Source organism: Mesorhizobium sp. B3-1-7 (assembly GCF_006439385.1).
In the GTDB taxonomy this organism is placed as follows: Bacteria; Pseudomonadota; Alphaproteobacteria; order Rhizobiales; family Rhizobiaceae; genus Mesorhizobium.
This window is the reverse complement of sequence record NZ_VFTL01000018.1, coordinates 106,271-129,481: the sequence shown is the minus strand read 5'-3', so window position 1 is coordinate 129,481 and position 23,211 is coordinate 106,271. Positions and strand designations below refer to the sequence as shown.

21 protein-coding genes are annotated in these 23,211 nt (G+C 63.5%); 12 read left to right on the top strand and 9 right to left on the bottom strand.

Features of this window, described 5'->3' with window-relative positions:
* Position 1: 1 nt before the first annotated feature.
* Complete coding sequence (locus FJ417_RS16765; protein WP_140784225.1) at positions 2 to 877, bottom strand: SMP-30/gluconolactonase/LRE family protein; 876 nt, start codon at positions 875 to 877, stop codon at positions 2 to 4.
* Between the two features lie 138 nt (positions 878 to 1,015).
* Here FJ417_RS16765 and FJ417_RS16760 point away from each other — a divergent pair, with 138 nt between their 5' ends.
* The gene (locus FJ417_RS16760; RefSeq protein ID WP_140707857.1) at positions 1,016 to 1,798 is read left to right on the top strand and encodes a GntR family transcriptional regulator; all 783 of its coding nucleotides are present in this window, start codon (positions 1,016 to 1,018) and stop codon (positions 1,796 to 1,798) included.
* A gap of 18 nt (positions 1,799 to 1,816) precedes the next feature.
* On the opposite strand, the gene FJ417_RS16755 is transcribed toward FJ417_RS16760, so the two are convergent.
* The 3 genes from FJ417_RS16755 to FJ417_RS16745 form a co-directional block, all read right to left on the bottom strand.
* Positions 1,817 to 2,638, bottom strand: a complete 822-nt coding sequence (locus tag FJ417_RS16755) for an SDR family oxidoreductase (RefSeq protein WP_140707855.1) — start codon at positions 2,636 to 2,638, stop codon at positions 1,817 to 1,819.
* A gap of 30 nt (positions 2,639 to 2,668) precedes the next feature.
* Positions 2,669 to 3,973 carry an amino acid deaminase gene (locus FJ417_RS16750; RefSeq protein ID WP_140707853.1) on the bottom strand — a complete coding sequence of 435 codons (1,305 nt, stop codon included), beginning with the start codon at positions 3,971 to 3,973 and terminating at the stop codon, positions 2,669 to 2,671.
* A 164-nt stretch (positions 3,974 to 4,137) separates the two neighbouring features.
* Positions 4,138 to 4,848 carry a LuxR C-terminal-related transcriptional regulator gene (locus FJ417_RS16745; RefSeq protein WP_181182658.1) on the bottom strand — a complete coding sequence of 237 codons (711 nt, stop codon included), beginning with the start codon at positions 4,846 to 4,848 and terminating at the stop codon, positions 4,138 to 4,140.
* A gap of 234 nt (positions 4,849 to 5,082) precedes the next feature.
* Between FJ417_RS16745 and FJ417_RS16740 the strand changes: the two genes are divergently transcribed.
* From FJ417_RS16740 to FJ417_RS16725, 4 genes are all read left to right on the top strand, one after another.
* Positions 5,083 to 6,171 (top strand): DUF3445 domain-containing protein, encoded by a 1,089-nt coding sequence (locus FJ417_RS16740; protein WP_246687473.1) that lies wholly within the window; start codon positions 5,083 to 5,085, stop codon positions 6,169 to 6,171.
* The gene (locus FJ417_RS16735) at positions 6,168 to 6,758 is read left to right on the top strand and encodes a dimethylamine monooxygenase subunit DmmA family protein (RefSeq protein ID WP_140784223.1); all 591 of its coding nucleotides are present in this window, start codon (positions 6,168 to 6,170) and stop codon (positions 6,756 to 6,758) included. Before FJ417_RS16740 ends, FJ417_RS16735 begins: the two co-directional genes overlap by 4 nt.
* Complete coding sequence (locus tag FJ417_RS16730; protein WP_140707847.1) at positions 6,758 to 7,729, top strand: PDR/VanB family oxidoreductase; 972 nt, start codon at positions 6,758 to 6,760, stop codon at positions 7,727 to 7,729. Before FJ417_RS16735 ends, FJ417_RS16730 begins: the two co-directional genes overlap by 1 nt.
* A gap of 234 nt (positions 7,730 to 7,963) precedes the next feature.
* Positions 7,964 to 9,232 carry a four-carbon acid sugar kinase family protein gene (locus tag FJ417_RS16725; RefSeq protein ID WP_140784222.1) on the top strand — a complete coding sequence of 423 codons (1,269 nt, stop codon included), beginning with the start codon at positions 7,964 to 7,966 and terminating at the stop codon, positions 9,230 to 9,232.
* 27 nt (positions 9,233 to 9,259) lie between these two features.
* Here the strand turns inward: FJ417_RS16725 and FJ417_RS16720 are convergent, their stop codons facing one another.
* The 5 genes from FJ417_RS16720 to FJ417_RS16700 all read right to left on the bottom strand — a co-directional run bounded on the left by FJ417_RS16720 (position 9,260) and on the right by FJ417_RS16700 (position 15,256).
* A complete protein-coding gene (locus FJ417_RS16720) occupies positions 9,260 to 10,162 on the bottom strand; it encodes a DMT family transporter (protein WP_140784221.1) in 903 nt (300 codons plus the stop codon).
* Between the two features lie 88 nt (positions 10,163 to 10,250).
* Entirely contained in the window at positions 10,251 to 11,630 is a 1,380-nt protein-coding gene (locus FJ417_RS16715) for an aminotransferase (protein ID WP_140784220.1), read from the bottom strand.
* A 229-nt stretch (positions 11,631 to 11,859) separates the two neighbouring features.
* Positions 11,860 to 13,020 carry an acyl-CoA dehydrogenase family protein gene (locus FJ417_RS16710; protein ID WP_140784219.1) on the bottom strand — a complete coding sequence of 387 codons (1,161 nt, stop codon included), beginning with the start codon at positions 13,018 to 13,020 and terminating at the stop codon, positions 11,860 to 11,862.
* Positions 13,021 to 13,131: 111 nt separating this feature from the next.
* Positions 13,132 to 14,394, bottom strand: a complete 1,263-nt coding sequence (locus FJ417_RS16705) for an acetoin dehydrogenase dihydrolipoyllysine-residue acetyltransferase subunit (protein WP_140784218.1) — start codon at positions 14,392 to 14,394, stop codon at positions 13,132 to 13,134.
* A 4-nt stretch (positions 14,395 to 14,398) separates the two neighbouring features.
* Positions 14,399 to 15,256 (bottom strand): IclR family transcriptional regulator, encoded by an 858-nt coding sequence (locus FJ417_RS16700; protein WP_140784217.1) that lies wholly within the window; start codon positions 15,254 to 15,256, stop codon positions 14,399 to 14,401.
* Positions 15,257 to 15,465: 209 nt separating this feature from the next.
* Here FJ417_RS16700 and FJ417_RS16695 point away from each other — a divergent pair, with 209 nt between their 5' ends.
* The 7 genes from FJ417_RS16695 (at position 15,466) to FJ417_RS16665 (ending at position 23,210) form a co-directional block, all read left to right on the top strand.
* Complete coding sequence (locus FJ417_RS16695) at positions 15,466 to 16,479, top strand: ABC transporter permease (protein ID WP_140784216.1); 1,014 nt, start codon at positions 15,466 to 15,468, stop codon at positions 16,477 to 16,479.
* A 10-nt stretch (positions 16,480 to 16,489) separates the two neighbouring features.
* Positions 16,490 to 17,341, top strand: a complete 852-nt coding sequence (locus FJ417_RS16690; RefSeq protein WP_181183231.1) for an ABC transporter permease — start codon at positions 16,490 to 16,492, stop codon at positions 17,339 to 17,341.
* Positions 17,338 to 18,390 (top strand): ABC transporter ATP-binding protein, encoded by a 1,053-nt coding sequence (locus FJ417_RS16685; protein WP_140784215.1) that lies wholly within the window; start codon positions 17,338 to 17,340, stop codon positions 18,388 to 18,390. Before FJ417_RS16690 ends, FJ417_RS16685 begins: the two co-directional genes overlap by 4 nt.
* Positions 18,383 to 19,417: an oligopeptide/dipeptide ABC transporter ATP-binding protein gene (locus FJ417_RS16680; RefSeq protein ID WP_140784214.1), complete on the top strand. Its 1,035-nt coding sequence runs from the start codon at positions 18,383 to 18,385 to the stop codon at positions 19,415 to 19,417. The genes FJ417_RS16685 and FJ417_RS16680 overlap by 8 nt, the downstream gene beginning before the upstream one ends.
* A gap of 37 nt (positions 19,418 to 19,454) precedes the next feature.
* Complete coding sequence (locus tag FJ417_RS16675) at positions 19,455 to 20,708, top strand: CaiB/BaiF CoA-transferase family protein (protein WP_140784213.1); 1,254 nt, start codon at positions 19,455 to 19,457, stop codon at positions 20,706 to 20,708.
* A 246-nt stretch (positions 20,709 to 20,954) separates the two neighbouring features.
* On the top strand, positions 20,955 to 22,262 hold the full coding sequence (locus FJ417_RS16670) for an LLM class flavin-dependent oxidoreductase (RefSeq protein ID WP_140784212.1): 1,308 nt from the start codon (positions 20,955 to 20,957) through the stop codon (positions 22,260 to 22,262).
* A 63-nt stretch (positions 22,263 to 22,325) separates the two neighbouring features.
* Complete coding sequence (locus FJ417_RS16665) at positions 22,326 to 23,210, top strand: transketolase (RefSeq protein WP_140707821.1); 885 nt, start codon at positions 22,326 to 22,328, stop codon at positions 23,208 to 23,210.
* Position 23,211: the final 1 nt, after the last annotated feature.

Genomic DNA, 23,211 nt, shown 5'->3' with positions numbered 1-23,211 from the left:
CTCAGCCGAAAACGCCCGTCGGAATTCCGGCGACGTCCGTCTTCACGGAGAGCAGCGTTCCCATCTGATGTCTGCCCGGGCGGTCCGTGCGGAGTGATGTGATGAAGAGTGTCTTAAGGTCGCTGCCGCCGAAACAGGGCATGGTCGGCGCCGGCGTCGGCAGCGAGAATATGCCGGCGATCCGGCCGTCCGGGGCGAATTTGGTGATCCGGCCGGCCGTCACGCCCGCAACCCAGTAGTGCCCTTCCGCATCGATCGCCGCACCGTCCGGCAAGCCGTCGCTTTCCGTGAATGTCGCGAACCGTCGTCCTCCGGAGAGGCTCCCGCTATCCGGGTCGAAGTCGTAGGCCTGCACATAGGCTCCGCGCGAATCCGCGTGATACATGGTCCTGCCGTCGGGGCTCCAGGCCAGCCCGTTCGACACCTTCAGCCCGCTCGATATCCGCGTGCATTCCCCGGTCGGCGTCACTCGGTAGAGTGCGGCGGTCGGCGCGCGGGGCTGGCTGTCATGCATCGAGCCGACCCAGAAACATCCGTCCGGGCCGACCTTCCCGTCGTTCAGCCGGTTCATCTCCATATCGGGCTCCGGGTGGACCAGGAACTCCAGCGTCCGCGACCCAGGATCGAAAAGATGGACGCCGGTGCGAAGCGCAACCACCAGCCGGCCGCCGGCGGCCAGTCCGATGCTGCCGACGGCGCAGGGCATCGGGTAGGTTGTCAGATGGTTCGTCTGGGGATCGAGCGCGTAGATGCAGGGCGCCAGGATATCGACGAACCAGAGCAGGCGGCGACCGGCATCCCAGACCGGGCTCTCGCCAATGGCCAGGTCGAGATCGATGCGTCGCTCGATGGGTTCTTCGAAGTCGATCGGTCGCATCTCGTCGATATTCTCCCGCCCGAGTGCTCTTCAGCTCTTACGATTCCATGATTTTGATATAGCAAAACAGGCAATCGGGTCGAGGTTGTTTTGTCGCTGTGTGGATTTTGAAATAGTATATGCCAGAATAGCACGCGAATGAGCGCCCGGACGATCACCGTCGCGAACAACCAGCAAGGCACCATGACCACCCAACCGGACGAACAGGAAGCCGACGACGGCCTCGCGCTCAATCGGGACAGTCTCTCGGAAAGGATCTATGGCCGGCTGCGCCTGGCCTTGATGACGGGGCAGTACGAACCAGGCTCCAGGTTGAACATTCGAAAACTGGCGTTGATGTATCAGACGTCGCCGACGCCTGTGCGGGAGGCTATCGGCCAGCTCGTTCGCGAAGGCGCGCTCGAGCTGAAGCTGGGCTACCAGGCCCGGGTGCCGGTCATCTCCATTCCCAGATACATCAACATTCGCGAGACCCGCGCCCCGCTCGAACGGCTCGCGGCGGAATTGAGCGCCGTCAACATCACCGCGGATGACATTCGCAGGCTGGAGGATCTGCACCGGGCTTTCGTCGAGGCGGAGGCCGCCGAACAGTGGAAAGCCGCTCTTTCGGCGAACCAGGAATTCCATTTCACGATCTACCGGGCTTCGAACAACGACGTCCTGGTTCGGGTCATCGAGAATCTCTGGCTGCTCGCCGGCCCCTTCGTGACCCACCAATATCCCAGCATCCGTCAGGCTTGGTCGGACGTGCACCCGCATCTGCTGATCATCGATGCCCTTTCCCGCCGATCTCCGTCGGAAGCGGGCGAACTGGTGGTGAGAGACCTGCGGGAGGGCTCCTACCGCATTCTCGAGCAGCTCAAGCTGACCGAGGCGAACTCCAGGAAAAGACTGACGTCGCGCCTTCGGTCGAAGGGCTGAGCCGGTCCGCCGAGGCTTTCAGGCGGATGTTCCGGCGCGGCGGGCCTTGAGCTTTTCCGCGCCGATGGCCGCGTTGTGCTCGTACATCTTCGCCAGCGCGCGCGGTTTTACGCCGATCTGGCGCACGAAGGCGCCGCGCTCAGGCGGAATGTAAACCTCGGCCGGCTTCTTCGCGACGGCGTCGAGAATGGTCCGCGCGACATGCTCGGCGGCGACCGGATTGCCGGCGAAGGCAAGCGCCATGGCGTCGTCCTCAGCTTCCTGCTCCAGCATGGGTGTTTCGGTCGCCGTCGGATAGACGATCGTGAAGCGGACGGGACTGTGACGTTCCTCGATAGCCAGGGCATGGTGGAAGGCCCGCAGCGCGTGCTTTGCCGCGGCGTAGCTCGCTATGCCGGGGAAGGGCAGGAAGGCGACCATGCTGGCGACCGTCATCAGGTGGCCGGAACCCTGCGCCTTGAAGCGCCGCAACGCGGCCAGCATGCCGATGGCCGCGCCCATGAAATTGGTGTCGAGCGTGTGCCTGTGCTTCTCGATCGGCACATCGGCCGCAAAGCCGGTATGGACGATGGCCGCATTGTTGATCAGGACGTCCAGCCGACCGTGTTCCGCCCAGACCCGATCGAGCACCGCGTTCCAGTTTTCCTCCGAACGGATATCGAGGCGGCTCGCGGATGCATTTGCGCCGACCTCGTCGGCCGCGGCGCGGGCTCCAGCTTCGTTGATGTCGGCCAGGATCACCTTGTGGCCGGCGCTGGCGGCAAGCTTTGCCGTTGCCGCTCCGATGCCGCTCGCGGCGCCGGTAACCAGTATGATCCTGGAGCTTTCTTTCCTGCTCATCGCGATGCCTTTGTTCCAGTGCCGGCGTTTTCAGAAATAGGTCCGGATCGATCCGGTGACCCGGTAGGACGGATCGACAAGGTGGATGACCCGCCATTTGTCGAAAGTCAGGCATGGGTGCGAGATGCCGAAGCCGATCAGGTCGCCGACCCGCAGCGGCGAACTAGCCGGCAGCGAAAGGTGGCAGTGCTGGTCGTTCAGCCTGGTCACCACATACCCCGCCGGCACCGGCCGAGGCGCCGTCATGCCGCCATCCGGCCGGTACCAGCTCAGCGCCACCGGCAGGTCGTCATAGGAGATATCCCGCTTGCCGAAGCCGACGATTGCCTTTTCGGCTTCGGGCCGCGACTGCACGTAGGCCCACACCTCGAGCGCGGGTTCCAGACCGCCATGCGAGTCGGCGAGCGCGCTGTTGCGCTCCCGCATCGCGTCCATGGCGCGAACGTAGAGCACCGAATCGTGCGTGATGTAGCAGCCCGAGCGCAGCAGGATCCGCGTCTCTCGGTCGAGCCTGGCCGCAGACAGCCGCGTGGCGACAACGTCGAAGAAGGACGATCCTCCCGCCGAAAGCAGCACCGTGCCTTCGGCGAACAACTGCTGCGAAGCGCATCTTTCGGCAAGCTCGACCATCGTGCCGAGCAGGCTTTCCACCTGCGCCAGGGTTTCAGTGTTCGACGAGCCTCGAATGAGCCCCTCGAAGCCTTCGATGCCGGCGAGCGCCAGGGTGCCTGACGCATGCACCGCCCGCGCCAATGTCATGGCCTGCTCGACCGTGCGGCATCCGGTCCGTCCGCCGACATAGCCGAGCTCGACCAGGACTTTCATGGGACGGCCAAGGGTCGCTGCCCTGGCGGCAGAAGCCAGGGCTTCGACATTCGACAGGTCGTCCACCAGGCAGAAGAACTCGAAGGCCGGATCATTCGCCAGTTCGCGCATGACATAGTCGATCGCGCTTTTGCCGATCAGCTGATTGGCGAAGAAGATCCGCGAATATCCGAAGGCGCGCGCGACCTGGAGCTGATGCGCCGTCGCGACGGTGATGGCCCAGGCGCCGTCATCGAGCTGCATGTCGAAAAGTGCCGGGCACATCGTCGTCTTGCCGTGAGGGGCAAGAGCCATGCCGCTGTCTTCGAGAAAGGATTTCATCCATTCGCGGTTATGGCGGAGCGCATCCTGTTTGATGACGGCCGCCGGGAGCGGAATGTCTTCCCGCAGCAGGCTCCATCGCTGGTCCGCGACGGCTTCAATCGTAACCTCCGAGATCGTTCCCGGCACGCCTTTGTCGAGCGGGCTGAGAGACGGATGGGCGGCCTTCGCCGTTGCCGAAACTGTCATGTCGTCGATCCGGAAGTTGATTTTGATATATCGTATTGCAAAATTGCCAAGCGTTGCAAGTGGCGTTGAAGGGCCTCTACAGCCTTAGCCATAGGCAACAGGTCGACGCTTCGGTCAGGGTGGAGACAATCTTGGCGGCGGCCGACGCCCGCTGATCGCAGCGATTATCCAGTTATTTCGGCTTTGCGCATTTCGGCGACGAGCGAAGTGCGGTTCCCGACATCGAGCTTTGCGAACAGGCTCCGCAGATGGGTCTTCACCGTGGGCAGGGAAATCGCCAGTTCTTCGCCGATCTCCTGGTTGGTCAGGCCCTTGCCGACCAGGTCGGCGATCTCGAGTTCCCGCTTCGACAACAGGAATTCCCTTGCGAGCCTTCTTCTGGCCCGATCGCGCATCACCCTTGGATGCAGCGCAAGGCTGGCCTCGACATAGCGCTGCATGCTCTGGGCCAGCTTCCAGGTTTCCGCCGAGACGCAATCCTGGTCATCCCTGGCCACAAGTCCTAGCCCGGCAACCGCGCGGCCTTCATGCCAGAAAACCATCTCCAATGCGTCCTTGATCCCGCTGAGCGCCATATACGGCCGGTACAAATCGAGGGCCTCGCTTTCGCAGCATGCGCGCTGCAAGGTCTGGGTGCGCGCCTGCCGGCTGATCATCCGCACAGGACTGCACGGGTCATGTGCATAGAAGCTGGATTGGTAGATGTTGAGCCGATCGAGATCGACAGCCCTGCAGGCCGCTATCTGCATGCGCATCCTCTCGTCGATCCAGTAGAAGATCGAAGAAGGTATGTGCGTCGCGTCCATGGCGAACTGAAGCAGTTCGACGATCGGCCTGGTCTCCTCGCCGTCCAAGACAAATTGGGTCGCGCTCATTCTGCGCCTCGACTGCATCCGGTTTCCAAGCCGCAAGATTGCGTTCGATCGAAGGTCAAATCAACATCTTCCGTCGCGATCGCGTGCTTGAGGAAAATCATCCTTTCGGACGATTGACCTGGTGAACCTCCTCAATGCCAAGATGGGGCATTCCCGAGCGGCGGTATGCCGTGCCCGGGACTCAACCCTTCCGCCGGAAAACGACCTGCGCCGATCGAGGCCATGCGGGGAGAGATGAATTTGTCCATCGCGCCGCCAAGTGGCGACCTTGCGCCCCACGTCTTTCGCGGCGACATGACGTTCCGCAACTCGGACGCCGGCATTCTGCGCTTTCCCTTTCCCCTGGACACCGACCGTTTCGAGATGAAGGGGGTGGGTATCGAGCCGCAGGATCGAAACGGGCCGACCGCGGCCTACAGGTCGCTCTTCGATGTCGATGAGCACTACCTGGACGAGGTTGCCGAACGGGCATTCGTGCTCGATCGCGACCGCTCGCGCTATCACATCATGCCCCACATGGAAGAGGCGCAGTGGGAAGCGACGGACTACATCATGCGCGCTTTGGCGCGGGATTTTCCGGCGTATTTCTCCTATCGGCGGGAGGACAGGAACTGCCGGTGGGAGAACCGCCTGCTGGGAGAGCGGCGGGATTTCGTCTTTGGCCGCGCCGAAACGCTTCCCTGCGAGGCGTTCGAATACATCACCCGCCAGGCCCAGGGCGATTTCGTGCTCATGGATCAGCAGCAGGGCACGCTGTGGCTGGACGGCGGCATGGTGACCGCCTCATACGGCTGGTCGTTTGATTTCATCCTGGGAATGAACTGGCATGACTGGCATGGAACGCTGGTCGGAGCGGCGGCGGAGAGCCGAGTCATCGACCAGGCGTTGCGGATGACGATGATGCTGTCTGCCGAGGCGCCGCAAAGGCGGGTTACCTGGGTGCACGCCGTGCGGCCGCGTCTCGACAAGTCGCTGGAGAACAAGATCGTCTGGCAGCACGACATCGATGGCGTCACGGCAGAGACGGTGCCCGACGACATCTTCGTGCGCAGCGAATTCCAGCAGCTCTATCGCCTGCCGCGCAGCAATGCGATCATCTTTGTCCTGCGCAACTATCTGCTGTCGTTGCGCGACGTGGCGCGGGTGCCGAAATGGGCAGCGCGTCTGCACCGCGTGCTGCGCGACCTCGATCCCGGGCTTGCGCGGTTTTCCAACATCCACTTCCGGCACGAATGCGTCGACTGGCTTGCGCGGTTCGACGACGGGCGACCGCTTTCGCCAGGCGCCGGCCCCGACACCGACCGGCTGGAGCCACGCCCTTGACCATCGGTACCGACAGTTCGTCGAAGCCTGCCTACGGCACGCTGACCTGGGGAGCCGCGCAGCAGCACGTCATGGTTTCGGACGAGGCGGGCCTAATCGCTGTCGAGCGTCTCCTCGCGACGCCATGTCCTGGCGGCGCCGGGTCCATACGCATTCACATGCTGGGGCGTGAGGACCGGATCGCGCCCTCGTTGAAGGCATCAACAGCCGGCATTGAACTGCACGCCGCTGAACCGGATTTTTCCGATGCGCTCTCGGCTCGAATGGATGCCATGCCGGCGGCGGGCAGGCTCTATGTCGCGGGTTGTGAACCCTTCCTCTCCCTCGTGCGCCGGCTGGCGCGGGACCGGGGCCTTGCCGCCGACATTCTGCTTGCGGAACTGGTTGGCGCTGGCGCGCGGCGGGCTCAATGCGCACATTGCAAGACGGTGTATGACGGCATTGCCCACCGGGCCTTCGACTGCGCTTGCTGCAAGGTGACATTGGTCGTGCGGGATCACTACTCGCGGCGTATAGGCGCCTATCAGGCCGTCGTCCTCTATCCCTCGGATCCCAACATGCCCGCCTTGCGGCGAGAGCCTCTGTGATGGATCCCGCCGACAAGGGATTCCTGAAGCTGAGGCTGGCCGGTATCGAGACCGTCGCCGGGGGTGTGAAGAGCTTTTTCCTCGAGCATCCACGGGGGCTCGATCTACCGGCTTTTTCGCCCGGGTCCCATCTTGTGCTGCTGCTCGACACCGGTGGGCGCATCCGCCGCAATGCTTACTCGCTGACCGGCGATCCCGATGATCGCGGCCGCTACGCGATCTCGGTGCTGCGGCAGCCCGACGGGCGCGGCGGCTCGCGGTTCCTCCATGAAGGCCTTCGCGTCGGCGACGAATTGACCGTTCGCCGGCCGTTGAACTTCTTCCCGGTGGATCGGCTGGCACGGCGCCATCTGCTGATTGCAAGCGGCATCGGGATCACGCCGTTTCTGAGCATGGCGCGCGAGCTCGATCGCGTGCGTGCGGACTTCGAACTGCATTATTCGGTCCGCTCGGCCGAGGACGCGCCCTTCGTCGCGACGCTTCGCGCCCGCTATGGTCCGAAGGTGCATGTTCACGACAGCGCCGCGGGAACGCGCCTCGATATTTCCGGTCTGCTGGCTGGCCAGCAGGCAGGCACCCATGCCTATGTCTGCGGATCGCCGAGGATGATGGACGCGGCGATCGAGGCAACTGGCGCCGTGGGCTGGCCCCCGTCATGTTTTCACGCGGAACGGTTCAAGGCGGCGGTGGGAGGCGTACCGTTCTCGGTGGTGCTGCCCGAGAAGGAAGAGCGCGTCATCGAGGTTTCCTCCGACCAGTCGATGCTCGAAGCGCTGGAGGATGCAGGCGTCGAAATCGATTCCATGTGCCGCGTCGGAGCTTGCGGCAAATGCCGGCTGAAGGTGCAAGGCTGCACCGGCAGGATCGTCCACAACGACCACGTTCTGGATGCAACGGAGCGGGCCGAAGGAACCGCCATGATGCCTTGCGTCTCGAGGGTGATGGGCGGCCAGGTGACGGTCCAGGCATGACCCATGCACCGGCGATGCCGGGTGAGGTCACGGATCGCAACATTCTCGGGGCTATCCGCAGCTTCTCGGCGGCGTTCAAAAGTGCGAAAAAAATCGACTAAAACGCTCCGCACCGTAGCAAACCAAGGCGATATATCCTATCAGAGGCTAGCATTGAATAACGGCCCAAGAAGGCGCAATCCGGCCGCGGGTGGAGGAAATCAATGACGGCGCTCGGGAGGAGCTAGCGGTCGCATGAGTGTCAGGTTAGCCGTCATTGCCGACGATTTCACCGGCGGTCTGTTCGTTGCCAGCAACCTCGAAAAGATCGGCATTCCCGCCCTTTATGTCTGCGATCCGGATATCCTGCCGTCGCTCGGCGATCAGGATGTCGTGGTGATCGCCACGCGCCTGCGCTTCATGCCGCCAGCCGAGGCGGTAGCCATGCTGGATTCCTTGACGACGGCTCTGGACGCCATCGGCACCGAGCATGTTTTCTACAAATACTGCTCCACCTTCGATTCCACCGACGAAGGCAATATCGGTCCCTGCGCCGACTTCCTGGTCAAGAAGTACGACCAGCCGCGCCTGATCTTCGGCCCCGGCTATCCCGACCTTAGCACCTACGTGCATGAAGGCTACATGTTCTACAAGGATCGCCTGATCTCGGAATCGATCAAGCGCTTCGATCCGATCACGCCGATGAACGACCCGGACATGGCGAGGGTGCTGCAGCGCCAGACCGCCGAGAAGGTCGGGCTGCTGCCGCATCGTGTCCTGCATCGCGGCTCGGCCTTCGCGCATGACTATGTGCGGGACCAGCAGGACAAGGGCGTGCGCTACTTCCTCATGGACTGCGTCGACAATGACGACGTGGCGCTTGGCGCGGCAATCTTCCGGCGCGACCGTATCACCAGCGGTGCCGATGCCTTGGCGATCGAACTGGCCTCGCAGTGGGAAAAAGAAGGCGTCCGGCGCGCTCCGCAAGACCGGCCGAGGCCGATCCGCGGGCAGGGCGGGGAGGCGGTTCTGGTGGGAAGCTGCAGCGAAGTCACGCTGCGGCAGCGCGATCACTTCGCGCTTTCCAACCCGGTTCTCGACATCGACATCCGCGAGGCCGAGGGCGATATCCTGACCGAGAGATCCCTGGAGTGGGCGCAGACGCCGCTCGATGCGGGACGAGCGATCGGATTTTCGGTCGCCGGCGATCCGGATGCCGTCACATGGGCGCAGTCGATGTTCGGCGTGATGGGGGCGGCGCGCAAGGCCGAAGCGATCCTGGCCGGCATCGCCAGGGGATTGGCGGACAGGGGGGTTCGCAAGTTCGTCGTGTCGGGAGGCGAATCCTCCGGCGCGATCGTCCAGGCGCTGGGCATTCAGAGCATGCAGGTGCTTCCCTTCGACGAGCTCGGCGCCGGCTCCTGCGTCTCGCATGACGACAGGCGTATTTCGCTGTTCCTTAAGCCAGGAAAGATCGGCACCGAGGACGTGTTTTCCGCGGCGCTGGACAAGATGAGGGCGTGAGCGAAGGTCGCTATCGACCAGCGTTCCTCAGCGTATGCCGGGCGGGTTTGCGGGTTTGATCCGGCGTATGCGCTCGCGCAGGACCGTCAGCAGGCCTGCGCTGGCGATGATCCCCACTCCGATCACCGCCAACAGATCGGGATATTCGTGGAAGATGATGATGCCGAAGAGCATGGCCCAGCCAAGCTGCGAATAGGCGACCGGCGCAATCTGGGTCGCGTTCCCGTAGCGTGCCGCGCTCACGAACGCCCACTGGCCGAGCCCCACGCACAGGCCCGACAGCGCCATCAGCACCAGATCCTGCAGGGCAGGCGCTGTGAAGCCGTGAAGCACCATGCCGATGCCATTGACCGAGACGAGGTAGAGGAACAGCATCCCCAGGATGCTCGTCTTCTTGGCGGCGGAGCCGAGGCCTCGCATGATTATGATCGACGTGCCGGTCGAAAGCCCTGCCACCATCGCGCCGAAATGTCCGAGCTGAAACGCCTGGAAGCCAGGCTTGACCGCCAGCAGGACGCCCACAAATCCGAGCAGCACGGCGAACCATCGCCATTGCCCGACGTGTTCCTTCAGGATCAGGACGGACATGACGGTCACGAAGAATGGGGCAAGGAAGATAAGCGAGTAGGCGTCAACAAGCGGGATTGTCGTGAAGGCATAGATCGCGCAAAGGCTGGACAGCACGCCGCATATGGCGCGCAAATGAATGGGCCATGGCCGGCTCATTTTCCAGAACTCGACCCAACGCTCGTTCTCGTGGCGCGTGGCCAGGAGGACTATCGAAGCGAAGGCGTTCTCGAAGAACCCGATCTCGAAAACGCTCAAAGGCCCGTGCAGGGCTTTGGTGAAAGCGTCGGAAGTCGAGAAGCACGCATAGGCCGCGAAGGCGCAGACATAGACGTTGGTGAAGGGAGATTGCCGGGCTGGCATCGGCTGCGCCTGCGTTTTTCGTTGTTTGCCGGCCGTCGCTGTGACGGCCGGAGTGCGGGAGCTGTCGGCGCGCCTCGCTCCCGTTTTCTCAGATCGACTTTGCCTGGATGGCCTTCTCGGTTTCCCTCAGAGCCTTCTCCATCTTGGAGCCGATCTCCTCCACGTCACGCTCGTCAATGATCAAAGGCGGGCAGAAGCCGACGGTGTCGCGCATCGCGCGAACCACAAGGCCGTGCTCATAGGCGCTGGCGGCAAGGCGGGCGCCAACCTGGCGCGCCGGCGCGAAAGGCGAGCCGGTTGCCGGGTCTTCGACGAGCTCGACCCCATACATGAGCCCGACGCCGCGAAGGTTCCCGACGATGGGCGAGTCCTTCGTCATCTCGGCGAGCGTCTGATGGAGAAGCGCGCCCATCTTGCGGACATGGGCGACGATACCGAGCTCTTCGTAGATCGCGATCGTTTCCGCCGCGACGGCCGCGCCGACGGGGTGAGCCGCGTTGGTGAAGCCGTGGCCGAACGAAGTGCCGCCTTCATTGTAGCGCTCGACCGCTTCGAGGATCTTCGGCGACACGATCACGGCCGCGAGCGGGAAATAGGAAGAGGTGATGCCCTTGGCGAGCGACATCATGTCTGGCGCCATGCCGACCGTCTCGCGCCCGAACCAGTTGCCGGTGCGGCCGAACCCGCAGACGACCTCGTCGTCGAGGCACAGGATATCGTATTTCGCCAGGATCTTCTGGACGGCCTCGAAATAGCCCTCGGGCGGCGGGATGATGCCGCCGCCGGCAATGACCGGCTCGGCTATGAAGGCGGCGATCGTATCCGGGCCTTCCCGCAGGATCATGCGCTCGAGCTCGCCTGCCAGGCGGGCGACGAAGTCCGCCTGGCTTTCGCCCGGCAGCTTGACCCGATAGGTGTTGGGGCAAAGCGTATGGATGAAGCCCGGGAGCGGAAGTCCGAACTCCCTGTGCATCATCTCCAGCCCGCACATGGATCCCGCCACGATGGTCGATCCGTGGAAGGCGCGGTCACGCGCGATGACCTTGCGCTTGGTCGGCTTGCCGCGCGAGGCATGGTAGAGCCAGGCCAGCTTCACCATGGTTTCGTTGGCTTCGGAACCCGAGGTCACGAAGAAGGCCTTGCCGCCCGGCATGCCGGTCAGGTCGACCAGCTTCTTGCTCAGCGTCGCCGCCTTCGGGTTCGTGCGTCCGTAGAAGCTATGGTAGTAGCCGAGCTCTTCGTATTGTTTGGCGGCCGCACGCCCCAAGCGCTCGTTGTTGAAACCCAGCGACGCGCACCAGAGTCCCGCCATGGCGTCGATGTAGCGTTTGCCGTTTTCGTCGATGACATGCGCGCCGTCGCCCTTGACGACGATGTAAGCGCCCTCGCGCGACAGGGCCTGCGGATTGGTCTGGGAATGCAGATGGTAGGCGAGGTCGGTCGCGTTGATTTCGGAATGCGCGTTCACGGCGGGCTCGTCGGTTGATTGTGGAAATTAGGAACCGATGATAATGAAAAAAATTCGATTATCAACGACCAGGTTAGGTGCACAGGGCGTCATTCGTAGAAGCCAGCACAGCGGCTTTGTCCGCGCCGGCTAGATCAGGTGACGTTTCGTTGAATCGTCACCCTGATCTAACTCCTTTTTGGAGCATGATCTTTTCCGAAAACCGGTTCCCACTTTTCGGGATCATGCTCTAAGCCGCGGCGGCAGCTTCCTTCATCATGTTCCTCGCGATCAGGATCTGCTGGATCTGGGTCGTCCCCTCGTAGATGCGGAACAGGCGGACATCGCGGTAGGCCCGTTCGATGCCGTACTCTTCCATGTATCCGGCGCCGCCATGGATCTGCACCGCCCGGTCCGCGACGCGGCCGACCATTTCGCTGGCAAACATCTTGCAGCAGGCGGCCTCGGTGGAGACATTTTCGCCGCGATCCTTCGACCGCGCCGTTTCGAGCACCATGCAGCGGGCGGCATAGGCTTCGGCCCGGCTGTCCGCCAGCATCGCCTGTATCAGCTGGAACTCGGCGATCGGCTGCCCGAACTGCTTGCGCTGCATGGCATAGGTCAGGCTGTCGTGGATGAGCCGTTCGGCCATGCCGACGCAGAAGGCCGAAATATGCAGCCGCCCCCTGTCCAGAACTTTCATCGCGGTCCGGAAGCCTTGGCCTTCCTTGCCGCCCAGGACGGCTGTGGCCGGCACGCGGCAATCCTCGAAAATCATGTCGCAGGTGTGCGAGCCGGCCTGTCCCATCTTCTTGTCGATCTTGCCGAATGACAGGCCCGGCGCGCCCCGTTCGACGAGGAATGCCGTAACCGCGCCGCCGGGTTTTTGACCGGCCTCGGCCCGGGCAAAGACCGTGAAGAGATCCGCATAGGGCGCGTTGGTGATGAAGCGCTTGGTGCCGTCGAGCACGTACTCGTCGCCGTCGCGGCGGGCGGTCGTGCGCAGCGAACCAGCGTCGGATCCGGCTTCCGGTTCGGTGAGCGCGAAGGAGCTGATCAACTCTCCCGTCGCCAGTCTCGGCAGGTAGGACGACTTCTGGGCGTCCGTGCCGTCCATCACAAGGCCCTGGGAGCCGATGCCGTTGTTGGTGCCGAACACCGACCTGAATGCCGGAGACGTATGTCCAAGCTCGAAGGTGATGCGGACCTCTTCCTCCATGTCGAGACCGAGGCCGCCATACTCTTGCGGTATCGATAGACCGAACAGCCCGAGCTCGCGCATCTCCTGCTTGATCTCGGTTGGCATCCTGTCCGTGCGGGCAATTTCGGCTTCGCGCGGGACCAGGCGTTCTCTCACGAAGCGCCGCACCGTGTCGCGCAGCTGTTCGAAGAGGTCTGCTTCAAGGGCCATCGGTCGTCTCACAATTGTCGTTTCAGCATCGCTCGGCGCGCGCCATGTTGTCTCGGTCCGCGGGAGCCCGGGCCTCTCTCGTCTTAAGCTTCGTCGTCCCGAGGAGATCGCTCAACGGTCGGAGCGACCCAGAACCAGCATCTCGTTGACGATTGAAAGCGTGAGCTCCGGCTGCTCCAGATACGGCATGTGACCGCATTGCTGGAAAGCGTGGAGGCCGACGCGGCCGGGAAGCGAATGGCAATGGGCAAACGGAATGATCCTGTCTTGCATGCCGAAGATAATGCGGACCGGGATACGCAGCCGTTCCAGGTCGGGCCGGATCGATAAGGTCTGCGTGCCATCGCAGAAATAGCGCTCCGCCAGGCCGGCCAGCGCGCCGGACAATTCGTCGTCCTTGCGCTGATCCACCACGCTGCGCACGAAGGCTTCGGAGATCAGGCCGGGATCGAACACCAGTTCGTGCAGCCAGGGCAGGATGCTGGAAGGCTGCCTAGCCGCGACGAAGCCCTTGATGAACTGATGACGGATTTCCGGGCCGAGCCCCGCCGGCGAAATCAGCAGCAGCGCATTGATCCGGACGAACCCGCGGCTGGCGAGTCTCGCGGCCACCGCGGCACCAAAGGAATGGGCGATGAAAGTCGCCTCATCGATGCCTTCGGCTGCCATGCGCTGCTCGACCATGGCGCAGATCGCGTCGAGATCCGCCGGAACTGTCCTCGGCGATCGTCCGTGGCCAGGCAGATCGACAGCCAGCATGCGCGCCCTTGGCCGTCCGGCGGCCAGCAGGCCGCGCCAGGCATTGTGGTCAGACGCAAAGCCATGCAGGGCGACGAGCGTGCCGGGACCGTCCTTCTGCAACCACACGGCATTGAGGGGCGAATCGCCTGCAACCGGAGACGGTCTCGGGGCTGCCGCCGGCAGCTGAATGACGTCACGCTTCTGAATGCGTCCCTTCGGTCCGGAGCCGCGGACGCTGCGCAGGTCGATCTGCTGCTGCTCGGCGATGCGTCTGGCCAGCGGCGTGGCTATGATGCGGGCGGACGAGCTCTGCTGCGCCGGTTGGCTCTTGCCATTGGCGCCAACGGCCATCGGCGCCGCTTTGGCGATCGGTTTGCCTGCGGCTTCGGGCTGCTCGCCGCTTTGCAGGATATGGGCGACGACTTCGCCGACCTGGACGTCTTCGCCGGCATTGCGGACATACGAGACAACTCCGGATGCCGGGGCCTCGACCTCGACCGCCGCCTTGTCGTTGTCGATCTCGAAAAGAGCCTCGCCCTGGCTCACCGTCGCGCCATCTTCCTTCAGCCAGCGCGAAATCGTGCCGGCGTCCGTCTCCAGGCTGACCTTCGGAAAGATAACGGCAGTCGCCATGACATTATCCTTCGTTGCCGGCCAGCGTCGCCGCGGTTGGTTGGCCCATCGCCGGCGGCACGGCGCCGATCAGCCGGCTCTGAAGTTCCGCGAGCAGCGATTTGAGCTTGGGGACATAAACCGAGAGGCAGGCCTCGACGGGCGCGAGGTCCTTGATGCCGCCGCACGTGATGGCGACCAGTTGGGAACCGTCGGTTGGTCTGAAAGGCACGCCCACGGCATTTATGTAGCTGTACCAGTCTCCGAACGATGACACGAAACCATGCTTGGCGTAGCTTTCAAGCCCGCTGTCGACGGCACGCTGGATCTTGTCCTTCGTGTTGGGGTTTGTCTCGAGCAACTGGCGGACAACCCGGTCGCGCAGCGTCTCCTCCATGGCGGCCAGATAGGCCAGCCCCATCGAGGTCTGCCATATCGGCAGCCGCGAGCCGACGTTCAGCCTGAGCGTCACGGGCGTTTCCGGCCTGCAGTTGGCGACATAGACCATCTCCAGCCCGTCCCGCATGCCCATGGCCACCGCGACGCCGGTTTCGAAGGCGAGCGCCTGCATGAGCGGCTTGGCCATGTAGATCACCGCGCTGCTGCTGAGGCCCGAGTAGCCGAGCGATACGGTGGAGGGCCCGATGCTGTATCGGCCGAGCAAAGGGTCGTAGACCAGGTAGCCAAGCCCGACCAAAGTGTAGGTCAGGCGCGATATGGTGGCCTTCGGCAGGCCTGTCCGCTCGATCAGTTCCTGGTTGCCGAGCGTGACGTCCGCGGGCGTGAAGGCGCGCAATATCTGCAGTCCGCGCACAAGGGCCGAGGCGTGTTGACCCAGTTCTTCATCCGAGGGCGCGACGATCGGCTTGTTGCGTTTTCTCATGCTGCCTCCCAACAGCGCGAAAGGACTCTGCCGGCCCATGGGACCATCAGGGGCCCCACTGTGTCAGCCGCGCCAGGCGCGTCCAACAAGCTGCGCACGAAATTTGGAACTTAATTTCATTTCTATTGACTGGTGTTTTCATCCTTGTCAATATCGCGTCACATTCACTCGATGGGGTAGGTGCGGACCGCGATGCCAAGAGACGGCCGATGCTGAACTATATCCTACGACGCAGCATCGCGATGCCTTTCATTCTGCTGGGCATTGTCACGATGGCGTTCCTGTTGACGGCCATAACCAAGGGCGATCCTCTCACCGCCGTCGTCAGCGAACAGCAGATGAACAATCCGGAGATCGTGGCTGCCGCGCGGCAGCGCTGGGGGCTCGATCGTCCCTTGCCGGAGCGCTACCTGATCTATGTCGGCAATCTGCTGAAGGGCGACATGGGAACGTCCTTCGTCACGCGCCGTCCGGTGTCGGCTGATCTCGTGGCGCGGCTGCCGGCAACGTTCGAGCTCGTCATCGCCGCGATGATCATCGGTAGCGTCATAGGCATCGTGTTCGGCCTCCTCGCGGCCTACTATCGCGACACCGCTGTCGACCAGGGCGCACGCATATTCTCGCTGTTCGGTTCTTCCGTCCCGATCTTCTGGCTGGGCCTTGCACTGCTTTTCCTGCTGTCGGTCAAATATCAGATACTGCCCGGGCCGGGTCGCATAGATCCCAGGCTTTCGCCGCCGCCCGTCGTCACCGGTTTCATGACCATCGATACCCTGCTCGCCGGGGATTTTGCCGCCTTCAAGGATGCGCTCGCCCATCTTGTGCTGCCGTCGGTGGTTCTCGGCTGGACCGTGGCGGGGACGATCTCGCGCCTCGTGCGCGCCAACATGCTGGAGGTGATGGAGCGCGAGTTCATCCTCACCGCACGGGCCAAGGGAGCCGGCGAGATGCGCGTGGTGCTGCGCCATGCCTTCCGCAACATCTTGGTGCCGGTGCTGACGGTGATCAGCTACTCGTTTGCCTATCTCATCACGGGCGCGGTGCTCACGGAGGCGGTCTTTGCCTGGCCGGGAATGGGCAGCTACGCCGTTACAGCCGCGCGTTCGCTTGATTTTCCGGCGATCATCGGCGTCACCATCGTCGGCGGGGTGATGTTCCTTATCACCAATCTGCTCACGGATATCGCCTATGTCCTGGCCAATCCGCGCGTGCGCCTGAACTGAGAGAAAGCCAGTGTCTTCGGTTCAAGCCTCATCATCGGTGCGCCGCCTTCGCCTTCTCGAATGGGCTTCGCCCGCCTTCGTAGTCGGCGGTGTCGTCGTTCTCTTCTGGCTCGGGGCCACCCTGTTTCCGACATGGCTCGCGCCCTATGACCCGCTCAAGCTTGCGGGCCGGCGGCTGCAGGCGCCGAATGCGAGCTATCTGCTCGGAACCGACGCCCTTGGCCGCGACGTGCTTTCGCGCACGATCCATGGCGCGCAGCATTCGCTGCCGATAGCGCTTCTTGTCGTGATCAGCGCCGTGGTGATCGGGTCGGCCGCGGGCGCGATTTCCGGTTACAGGGGCGGCATCATCGGTGCCGCCATCATGCGGCTGGTCGACATCACCCTTTCCTTCCCTCCGATCCTGCTGGCGATGGCCGTGGCAGCCTCGCTCGGCCCGGGACTGGGCAACGCGGCAATCGCGATGGTGGTCGTCTGGTGGCCGGTCTATGCCCGGCTGATGCGCGCCCAGGTGCTCGAGGTGCGCGAGCGCGAACATGTCGAGGCCGCGGTCGCGGCCGGAGCGGGCCATTTCCGCATTCTCACCAAGCATATCCTGCCGCTTTGCTGGACGCCCATTCTCGTCAGCGCGACGATGGACCTCGGCCAGGTGATCCTGCTCGCGGCGTCGCTCTCCTTCATCGGCCTCGGCGCCACGCCTCCCACACCCGAATGGGGCGCGATGATCTCCGACGGAGCGACGTTCTTCTACAGCTGGTGGATCGCATTCGGCCCGGGCATGGCCATCCTGACCGTCGTGCTGGGCTTCAATTTCATAGGTGACGGCCTGCGCGACTACTTTGACCCGAGGTTGTCCAAATGAGCGCGGCCGAAATCAATCAAAATGCCGCCGGTCAGCCATTGCTGCGCATTCGCGACCTGAAGGTCGGCTTCGCATCGCGGGACCGCGTCCTGCCCGCGGTGCGCGGCCTCAGCATCGAACTGTCCAAGGGCGAGGTCCTGGGCGTCGTCGGGGAATCCGGGTCGGGCAAATCGCTCGGCATGCTCGCCTCGCTCGGCCTGCAGGCGCGCAACGCGATCGTCAGCGGCTCCGTCGTCTTCAAGGGGCAGGAGCTCGTGGGGCGTCCGCGCCGGGAGATGCGCGCGCTGCGCGGGGCCGAGATCGGCATGATCTTCCAGGACCCGCTTTCGTCGCTCAATCCGGTGATGACCGTGGGCGACCAGATCCGCGAGGCGCTTCTTCTCCATAACAGGGGCATGAGCAAAACCAAGGCGACCGAGCGCGTGCTCGAGCTTCTGCAGCTTGTCGCCATTCCGCAGCCGGACCGTCGGATCAATCAGTATCCGCACGAGTTCTCCGGCGGCATGCGCCAGCGTGTCATGATTGCCATGGCGGTTGCCAACAATCCCGAATTGCTGGTTGCCGACGAGCCGACGACGGCGCTCGACGTCACCGTGCAGGCGCAGATCATGCGCATGCTGCGCGAACTCAAGGAAAAGCTTGGGCTTGCTCTGATCCTGATCACGCATGACCTCGGCGTCGTCGCTGGGCACGCGGACCGGGTCGCGGTCATCTATGCGGGACTGGCGGTCGAGGAGGCCGAGGTGCGGGAACTCTTCGCCAATCCCCGTCATCCTTACACGCGCGGTCTGATCGATTCGATCCCGAAGCTGACGGCCTCGAAGGAAAAGCTCTATTCGATCCCCGGCGCGCCGCCGATGCTTGGCGCGCTGCCGGAAGGCTGTGCCTTCCATCCGCGTTGCAGCTTTGCCCAGGATATCTGCCGCAAGACTGCCCCTCCCGTCATCGAGCTTGGCCGGCACCGGGCGGCTTGTCACTTCGCAGAGAGCCTGCCGTCTTGGAGCGATGTCGGCCTGACGGCGCCGGCGGAAGAGCGCGCAAATGTCTGAAGCATCAAGCAGCATCCAGCTCGCGTCGGACGAGGGCGTTGCCCTGTCGGTGCGCAATCTGTCGAAGACGTTCCCGATCATGGGCGGCACCGTGGTTCGCCGGGAAGTCGCGCAACTGAAGGCCGTCACCGACATCTCCTTCGACCTGAAATCCGGCGAGACGCTGGGCCTGGTCGGCGAATCCGGCTGCGGCAAGTCCACGCTTGGCCGATGCCTGCTGCGTCTGATCGAGCCGACGTCCGGCAGCGTGAGCGTGAACGGCGTCGACGTCATTTCGCTCGGCCCTCAACAGATGCGCAAGATGCGCCGCCATCTTCAACTGGTCTTCCAGGACCCGTACGGCTCGCTGCATCCTCGCATGCGCATCGAGGACAGCATCGCGGAGCCGCTGCGCATATCGACTATGAACCGCGCGCAAAGGCGCGAGTGCGTGCTGGAGATGCTCGACCTAGTCAGCCTCAGCGCCGCGCATGGCCGGCGCTATCCGCACCAGTTGTCAGGCGGCCAGCGTCAGCGTGTCGTGATTGCCCGCGCGCTCGCCTTGAAGCCGGAAGTGCTCGTCCTGGACGAGCCCGTCTCGGCGCTCGACGTGTCGGTCCAGGCGGGCGTGCTCAACCTTCTCCAGGAGATACAGGAGAAGATGCGGACGGCTTATGTCTTCATCGCCCATGACCTGTCGGTGGTGCGCCACATCTCCCACAAGGTCGCCGTGATGTATCTCGGCCGCTTCGTCGAAGTGGCGCCGGCGGAGCAGCTCTACGGCAGGCCGCTTCACCCCTATTCGCAGGCTCTGATGTCGGCGGTGCCGGTCGCCGATCCGGATATCGAGCGCAGCCGCAAGCAGATACTGCTGAAGGGCGACGTGCCCAGTCCGATCGACCCGCCATCGGGCTGTCCGTTCCGGACACGCTGTTTCAAGGCACAGGATAAATGCGCCGAGGTGGCGCCGCCGCTCGTCGAGATCGAGCCGGGGCATCACGCGGCATGTCATTTCCCGGGTCCGGCGGATATCGGGCTCGCCGCCTGAGCGCCGGAATTCCAGCAGAGCAAGAAAGCGAGAACGAATGTCGCAATCCCTTAGGCCCGCGGGCGAAGCCGCCTCCGGTCTGCCGCTGGCAGGCATTAAGGTGCTGGACCTTTCCCGTGTGCTGGCCGGCCCCTGGGCGACGATGACGCTGGCGGACCTTGGCGCCGAGGTCTGGAAGATCGAGAACATCGACGGCGGCGACGACACGCGTGCCTGGTCGGTGCCGAGCTACAAGGGCGTCAGCACCTATTACCTCTGCGCCAATCGCGGCAAGTCCAGCATCGCGGTCGACATCAAGCATCCCAAGGGTCACGAGATCATCCATCGTCTGGCCGCGAAGGCCGACGTGGTCATCGAGAATTTCCGCGCCGGCACGGTTCAACGGTTGAAGATGGACTACGAGACGCTCAAGGCCTTCAACCCGGGCATCATCTATTGCTCGATTTCCGGTTACGGGCAGACCGGTCCCGAATGGGATCGGCCCGGCTACGATTTCGTCGTCCAGGCCGAGAGCGGCCTGATGTCGATCACCGGCCCCGTCGACGGCGAGCCCCAGCGCATCGGCGTTGCGATGACCGACATCATCGCGGGCATGGTCTCGGTGCAATCGGTGCTGGCGGCGCTTTATCAGCGCCTCGAGACCGGCCAGGGGCAGTATATCGACATATCGCTGCTGGAGTGCGCGCTGAACACGCTGATCAATGTCGGCAGCGGCTACCTCAACGCCGGCGTCATTCCACGCCGCTACGGCAATGCCCATCCAACCGTCGTGCCCTACCAGATCTGCGAATGCTCGGACGGCAACTTCGCGCTGGCCGTGGGCAACGACAGGCAATTCACCGCCCTGTGCGAGAAGGTCGTCGGCATGCCCGAGCTCGCCCAGGATCCGCTTTACAAGACGGCCGCGGCGCGTGCGCTGAACCGCGAAAGCCTGCTTGCCAAGTTGAGCCAGTCGTTCCGCGCGAACACGCGTCACCATTGGATGGAAGCCTGCCTACGGCACGGCGTTCCCGCAGGCGAGGTCAAGTCCGTGCCGGAGGCCTTCGAAAGCCCGACTGTGAAAGCGCGCGATGTCGTGCAGACCTTGCACAACCAGCATATCGGACCGGTCTCGCTGGTCAGGCCGGCCCAGGGCCTCAGCGCGCAGCGCGACGCAAACTACAAGGCGCCGCCCATGCTTGGCGAGGATACGACCGCTGTGCTGTCCGAGGAGCTTGGCTATGCTCCCGAGGAGGTCGAAAGCCTCATCAGCCAGGGCGTCGTGCGCCAGTATTCACCTGCCGCCGCCTGACGGCGCAATGCGAGCGCCATCCCGGCGTCTAGCATAACGAAAGGTTATCCTGCCCAAAGGTTTTTGCCAGTGTACGGCATAGCGGGGGAGTGCAAGAAGCAGACGTAAATCGGTGGTCTTGTCGCGGTTCGACGAAAACATGCGCAAGGCGACGACGCGCCCTGACGCATAAGAGTTTCTTTCGCAGCGCGGGGCTCGCCGGGCACTTCCTTCGAGCCCGCGATGGGCGGATTTTGGGTGAGTTCAATGGGACGTCAGCTGCATTTCGTAGGCTATTGCACGATCGGGCCGTCCTGGCACAACAACGGCAGCTGGCGTCACGATGAAAGTGACGGGACGGATTTCCTGAATCCGGTTCGCTACGAGAACATCGCCCGCATCCTGGAAGACGGGAAGTTCGACGGGCTCTTCTTCGTCGACGTCCAGACGCTCTACGACACCTATGGCGGCGTCACCGATCCTTGCATCAAATATGGCGGGCATATGTGCATGCTCGACCCGATGCAGATGCTGACGGCGATGGCGCGGGTGACCAATCACGTCGGCCTGTCGGCGACGATGTCGACCTCGCTCTACCATCCGTTCCACATTGCCCGCGCCTTTGCATCGCTCGACCACATCAGCGGCGGCAGGGCCGCCTGGAACATCGTGACGTCGGCGACCGATCGCGAAGCGCAGAACTACGGCATGGATCGGCTGCTGGATAAGGCGCAGCGCTACGATCATGCCGACGAGGTGGTCGAGGCCTGCACGGCGCTCTGGAACAGCTGGGGGCCCGATGCGCTGGTGCTTGACCGCCAGGCCGGCATTTTCGGCGACCCCTCGAAGGTCCACTACGCCAACTACGCCGGCAAATATGTGAAGACGCGCGGCCCGCTGATGACGCCGCATTCGCCGCAGGGCAGCCCCGTGCTGATGCAGGCGGGATCTTCGGACCGCGGGCGTCAGTTTGCGGCGCGCTGGGCCGAGATCGTCTTCACGCTGCAGAACAACAAGGCCGACATGCAGGCCTTCTACCGGGACATCAAGGATCGCGTCGCCAATGCCGGACGCGACCCTTCGCACTGCGCTATCCTGCCGGCGACGGACATCGTCATCGGCGAAACGGAATCGATCGCGCGCGAGCGCGCCGACTATATCGACTCGCTCGCCAATGCCGAGCTTGGCCTCTCTGAGATGTCGAACCACATCGGCATCGACCTTTCCGGCTTCCCGATGGACCAGCCGCTGAGCGAGATGGAGATCACGCAGGGCGCGCGCGGTGTCTTCGACATCATCATGAGCGGCGGCAAGGGCAAGACGCTGCGCGATGCCGGCCACCAATACGCGACCACGCAGATGTCGCCGCAGCTGGTTGGAACGCCGATGATGATTGCCGATCACATCCACGAGCTGTTCGAGTCCGAAGCCTGCGACGGCTTTGTCATCTGCCCGTCCATCACCCCGGGATCGTTCTACCAGTTCGTCAAGTCGGTGGTGCCCGAACTGCAGCGCCGTGGCATTTACCGCCGGGATTATTCCGGCAGGACGTTCCGGGAAAATCTGCGTTCCTGACGCAGTCGCGCCGCGGCTTAAGAGGCCGTGCCGCGGAACCATGAACTTTGATCGAGGGATGATATGAGCGGTTCTTCTGGAGGCACGGCGCGCGGCAACAGCTTCGAGCCAACGCCGGACGTGGTGGCGATGCTGAAGGAGCGCGCCCGCTTCGTGCGGCTGGAGACGATCCGTCTGATCGAGATCGCCAAGACCGGTCACTACACGTCGGTGTTCTCGGCCGCGGAAATATTCGCCGCGCTTTATTACGATGTCATGCGATTGCGTCGTGGCGACCCGAAATGGGCCGGCCGCGATCGCTTCACCATCGGCAAGGGGCATGCCGCGGTGGGCCTGTTTCCGATCTATGCCGATCTCGGCTTCTTCCCGAAGGAGTGGCTCGATCAATACACGCGCCTCGGCAGCCCGCTTGGCGATCACCCCGACATGAGGAAAGTGCCCGGGGTCGATTTTTCGTCGGGCTCGATCGGCCATGCGCTGTCGAACGCGCTGGGCATGGTGCTGGCGCAGCGCTGGACCGGCGAGAAGGACTACCGGGTCTTCTGCATGATGGGCGATGGCGAGATGCAGGAAGGACAGGTGTGGGAGGCCGCCATCAACGCTGCCCAGCATCGGGCCGGCAATCTCATCGCCATCGTCGACCGCAACGGCTACCAGTTGGACGGCCGCGTCGATGACTTGATGAACATCGAGCCGCTCGGCGAGAAATGGCGCGCCTTCGGCTGGGAAGTCCATGAGGTCGACGGCCATGACGTGGCGAAGGTGACGGAGCTGCTGCGCCGGGTTCGGGCCGACGACGAGCGTACTAGGCCCTGCATGATCATCGCCAGGACCAGCAAGGGCAGGGGCGTTTCCTACATGGAGATCGAGCCGGGCTGGCACCTGGGCTATCTCGACCCGTCCGATGCCGAAAAGGCCATCGCCGAGATCAACGCGCTGGATGCTTGAA

Coding starts and splice junctions, on each gene's coding strand:
- FJ417_RS16725 (WP_140784222.1), top strand. CDS start 7,964: ATGAGTGTCAGGTTAGCCGTCATTGCCGACGATTTCACCGGCGGTCTG.
- FJ417_RS16710 (WP_140784219.1), bottom strand. CDS start 13,020: ATGGCCCTTGAAGCAGACCTCTTCGAACAGCTGCGCGACACGGTGCGG.
- FJ417_RS16675 (WP_140784213.1), top strand. CDS start 19,455: ATGTCGCAATCCCTTAGGCCCGCGGGCGAAGCCGCCTCCGGTCTGCCG.
- FJ417_RS16670 (WP_140784212.1), top strand. CDS start 20,955: ATGGGACGTCAGCTGCATTTCGTAGGCTATTGCACGATCGGGCCGTCC.
- FJ417_RS16740 (WP_246687473.1), top strand. CDS start 5,083: ATGAATTTGTCCATCGCGCCGCCAAGTGGCGACCTTGCGCCCCACGTC.
- FJ417_RS16700 (WP_140784217.1), bottom strand. CDS start 15,256: ATGAGAAAACGCAACAAGCCGATCGTCGCGCCCTCGGATGAAGAACTG.
- FJ417_RS16665 (WP_140707821.1), top strand. CDS start 22,326: ATGAGCGGTTCTTCTGGAGGCACGGCGCGCGGCAACAGCTTCGAGCCA.
- FJ417_RS16755 (WP_140707855.1), bottom strand. CDS start 2,638: ATGAGCAGGAAAGAAAGCTCCAGGATCATACTGGTTACCGGCGCCGCG.
- FJ417_RS16695 (WP_140784216.1), top strand. CDS start 15,466: ATGCTGAACTATATCCTACGACGCAGCATCGCGATGCCTTTCATTCTG.
- FJ417_RS16720 (WP_140784221.1), bottom strand. CDS start 10,162: ATGCCAGCCCGGCAATCTCCCTTCACCAACGTCTATGTCTGCGCCTTC.
- FJ417_RS16730 (WP_140707847.1), top strand. CDS start 6,758: ATGGATCCCGCCGACAAGGGATTCCTGAAGCTGAGGCTGGCCGGTATC.
- FJ417_RS16760 (WP_140707857.1), top strand. CDS start 1,016: ATGAGCGCCCGGACGATCACCGTCGCGAACAACCAGCAAGGCACCATG.
- FJ417_RS16745 (WP_181182658.1), bottom strand. CDS start 4,848: ATGAGCGCGACCCAATTTGTCTTGGACGGCGAGGAGACCAGGCCGATC.
- FJ417_RS16765 (WP_140784225.1), bottom strand. CDS start 877: ATGCGACCGATCGACTTCGAAGAACCCATCGAGCGACGCATCGATCTC.
- FJ417_RS16705 (WP_140784218.1), bottom strand. CDS start 14,394: ATGGCGACTGCCGTTATCTTTCCGAAGGTCAGCCTGGAGACGGACGCC.
- FJ417_RS16680 (WP_140784214.1), top strand. CDS start 18,383: ATGTCTGAAGCATCAAGCAGCATCCAGCTCGCGTCGGACGAGGGCGTT.
- FJ417_RS16685 (WP_140784215.1), top strand. CDS start 17,338: ATGAGCGCGGCCGAAATCAATCAAAATGCCGCCGGTCAGCCATTGCTG.
- FJ417_RS16750 (WP_140707853.1), bottom strand. CDS start 3,973: ATGACAGTTTCGGCAACGGCGAAGGCCGCCCATCCGTCTCTCAGCCCG.